Genomic DNA, 3,393 nt, shown 5'->3' with positions numbered 1-3,393 from the left:
TAGATTTGGTAGCAGTGGAATGGGTCAGTTAGAGATTGTTGGCTGGTCAAGTGGATGGAATATCAATGCTAAAACTGATGGTAAGCATCTTTATCTCAATCCAGATTCTGGTTCAAATTCCAATGTCTATATCGGACGCCACGAAAAACAATTATTTGTACAAGGTAGTGACGGTAATGTTGGCATTGGCACAACGGATCCAGGTTCATCGAAATTAAAAGTACAAGGGAATTTAACTGTTACTGGCAGCTTTAGTGCTAGCAAGAACACCTCTGGTGAGCGAGCTCTGCTGATGGAAGCTCCCAACAGCAACAATCATCGCGGTGACGGTACTCAAGAGGCAACCGGCTTAGTCTATCGAGTCCAAACCAATCCCAGTGCTGGTCACCCGATCTTCCAAGTGAGAAGTGAAGGGGAAGCAGTTCGTTTCTTTGTAGAGCATGATGGATGGACTGGGAGTGCAAGCAATTCTGCATGGTTTGGAGGTACTAGAGATAACTACTTCGCAGGTAATGTTGGTATCGGCATTAATCCCGCTGAAGAACCATTACACATTCACTCGGCAGCAGGTCAAGGATTGAAAATTGCTGCAACCAATAAAACTAACATCATAAAATTGCATGTGGCGAGTGGTGATTATGGCTTCCTAAAATTAGGGGGAAGCAATGGAGATACTATATTGCGAGGTGGTGATAATCACAATTCCATTTTCCCTGGTAATCTTAATGTAGGTGGTGGTTTATATGTTACTAATGTCCCTTATGGTGATCACAAAAATGCACAGTGGAAGAGTAGTACGGGACAATTCTATCACGACAATTCTTCCGCTAAAACGAAAGAAAATATCATTTCTATGGAAGACGATTTTGAGAAAATTTTGACAGTAGAACCCAAGACTTATACACGACCTAACCATCCCAATCGTTGGGAAATTGGATACATTGCTGAGGAGTTTAACGAAATTGGTCTTAACAAACTTGTTTACTATGACGAACAGGGGTTACCTGAAGCAATTAATTACCGAAAAATAAGCATGTACTTAGTTGAAGTTATAAAAGATATGGCTCACAAGAGCAGCAACTATGAACAACGGATCAATCAATTGGAACTTCAACTAAATCAACTAGTGTCAGATGACTAAGTTGAGCAAGACTTGGAGGTAGGGTAAAATGATGGGATTGAAAGCCCAACCAAACAACAACAATCCTAGGGTGGGCATTGCTGAGTAGAATTGTAGGGTGGGAATTGCTGATAAAGATCATTATTGAACACCGAGCAATTACATGGGCAATGCCCACCAATGCCCAAACAACCCAAGATCCATAGTTTATTGACCATAATTTTGACCTTGAGATACCTTTTTATTACCGATTAAATTAAACCATGAAAGAAAAACTCGAACAACGCTTAAAATCCCTAAAATCAGAATATGAAGCTGGTCAAAAAATGCTAGCGGAACTAGAAGCAAAACAAGCCAACCTCCGAGAAACCTTACTCCGCATCAGTGGCGCAATTCAGGTACTCGAAGAAACCTTAGGCCAATCAACTGATACAGAGGAAAACAATACTCAGCCATCGGAGGTAGTTGGTGCTCAAGTAGAGTAGGGAATCGGGAATCGGGAATCGGGAGTCGGGATTTTTATCCTGAGTCTGTCAGCGATCGCTCTTGGTTGTATCTGGGTGCGATCGCTCCTGTTGTGATTACACTCACACTAGAGGAAATTGCGAGCAATTTCCTTCCGTTGGAAACAGGCAATGTCCACCCGACAAGATCAGCGATCGCACTATCAACTACAAAATGCGAACGCGCCCCGCGTGACCATTCGCGAAGCGTGGCCTAAAGGCCAAGGTCAATCGCACTGATTGTGAATTCTGGAAGGGTTGGGGCTTGGAAACCGGCCATGGGTACCCTGGTTGGTGGGCATTGCTCAGATGAATTCCGGCAGGTAGGCGAGTTGGAAACAGGCTTTTCCCACCCTACAAGCTGCTAGGATATAGAGAAACCTGCTCCTACCAACTAATTGCACCTGATAAAAATCCAGAAGAGAAATGAGTGAAAGCCCGGTGTTACCAATTAAGATTCCTAAGGAAGAAATAGAGCAATTTTGCCAGCGTCATCATATTCGCAAATTGTCTTTATTTGGTTCAGTGTTGAGGGATGATTTTACACCGGAGAGTGACCTGGATTTTTTAGTAGAATTTGAACCAGGCAAAACCCCTGGTTTATTTAGGTTAGCCAGTATGGAAATAGAACTTTCAGAACTAGTAGAAGGGAGAAAGATTGATTTAAGAACTCCTAATGAATTAAGTATTTATTTTCGAGACAGAGTGATGGCTGAGGCCATGGTGCAGTATGACAGCAATTGACGATTTAACTCGCTTGCACCATATGCAGGATGCAGCAATAGAAGCTCTCGGTTTTATGTCTGGAAAGACCAGAGAAGATTTAGCTAAGGATAGGATGTTGGTGTTGGCAGTTGTTAAAGATTTAGAAATTATTGGGGAAGCGGCAGGTAGAATTTCAGCTGAATGTAGGGGGAGACATGCTGATATTCCTTGGGCAGTGATGATTGGGATGCGAAATCGTTTGACCCATGCTTATTTCTCTATCGATTTAGATATTGTTTGGGGAACGGTGAGGAATGATTTAGTGCCACTGGTTGAGCAATTGCAAAGGGTAATTCAGGAGGAAAGTGAAGGAGAATCGTAGGGTGGGCAAGGCTCTCGGAAGATCAAAATTGAACGCCGAGCAATTAAATGGGCAATGCCCACCAATACCCATTTGAATGTAGAATGAAGAATTGAGAATGTAGAATGAAGAATTGAGATTCGTAGGGTGGGAATTGCTGATAAAGATCATGATTGAACCCCGAACAATTAAATGGGCAATGGCCACCAATACCCATTTGAATGTAGAATGAAGAATTGAGAATGTAGAATGAAGAATTGAGAATCGTAGGGTGGGAATTGCTGATAAAGATCATGATTGAACGGCGAGCAATTACATGGGCAATGCCCACCAATACCCATTTGAATGTAGAATGAAGAATTGAGAATGTAGAATGAAGAATTGAGAATCGTAGGGTGGGCAAGGCTCTCGGAAGATCATGATTGAACCCCGAACAATTAAATGGGCAATGGCCACCAATACCCATTTGAATGTAGAATGAAGAATTGAGAATGTAGAATGAAGAATTGAGATTCGTAGGGTGGGCAAGGCTCTCGGAAGATCATGATTGAACCCCGAACAATTAAATGGGCAATGGCCACCAATACCCATTTGAATGTAGAATGAAGAATTGAGAATGTAGAATGAAGAATTGAGAATCGTAGGGTGGGCAAGGCTCTCGGAAGATCATGATTGAACCCCGAGCAATTACATGGGCAATGGCC

At 42.5% G+C, this 3,393-nt stretch carries 4 protein-coding genes; all 4 read left to right on the top strand.

Translation table 11 applies throughout. From position 1 onward, the window contains the following. Positions 1–1,141, top strand: a 1,141-nt coding sequence (locus F6K57_RS40360; protein ID WP_293074528.1) for a tail fiber domain-containing protein, incomplete at its 5' end; no start/stop codon positions are given. 242 nt (positions 1,142–1,383) lie between these two features. Further along, a complete protein-coding gene (locus tag F6K57_RS40355) occupies positions 1,384–1,605 on the top strand; it encodes a hypothetical protein (RefSeq protein ID WP_075906788.1) in 222 nt (73 codons plus the stop codon). A 444-nt stretch (positions 1,606–2,049) separates the two neighbouring features. Continuing rightward, positions 2,050–2,367, top strand: coding sequence for a nucleotidyltransferase family protein (locus tag F6K57_RS40350; protein ID WP_293074525.1), 318 nt, complete (start codon positions 2,050–2,052; stop codon positions 2,365–2,367). After that, on the top strand, positions 2,354–2,710 hold the full coding sequence (locus F6K57_RS40345; protein ID WP_075906784.1) for a DUF86 domain-containing protein: 357 nt from the start codon (positions 2,354–2,356) through the stop codon (positions 2,708–2,710). The genes F6K57_RS40350 and F6K57_RS40345 overlap by 14 nt, the downstream gene beginning before the upstream one ends. The last annotated feature ends 683 nt before the right edge of the window (positions 2,711–3,393 follow it).

The sequence above is a fragment of the Moorena sp. SIO4A5 genome, from assembly GCF_010672005.1.
Taxonomy (GTDB): domain Bacteria; phylum Cyanobacteriota; class Cyanobacteriia; order Cyanobacteriales; family Coleofasciculaceae; genus Moorena.
The sequence above is the reverse complement of the archived record's forward strand: the minus strand, read 5'-3'. Positions and strand labels throughout refer to the sequence as shown.

Coding starts and splice junctions, on each gene's coding strand:
- F6K57_RS40350 (WP_293074525.1), top strand. CDS start 2,050: ATGAGTGAAAGCCCGGTGTTACCAATTAAGATTCCTAAGGAAGAAATA.
- F6K57_RS40355 (WP_075906788.1), top strand. CDS start 1,384: ATGAAAGAAAAACTCGAACAACGCTTAAAATCCCTAAAATCAGAATAT.
- F6K57_RS40345 (WP_075906784.1), top strand. CDS start 2,354: ATGACAGCAATTGACGATTTAACTCGCTTGCACCATATGCAGGATGCA.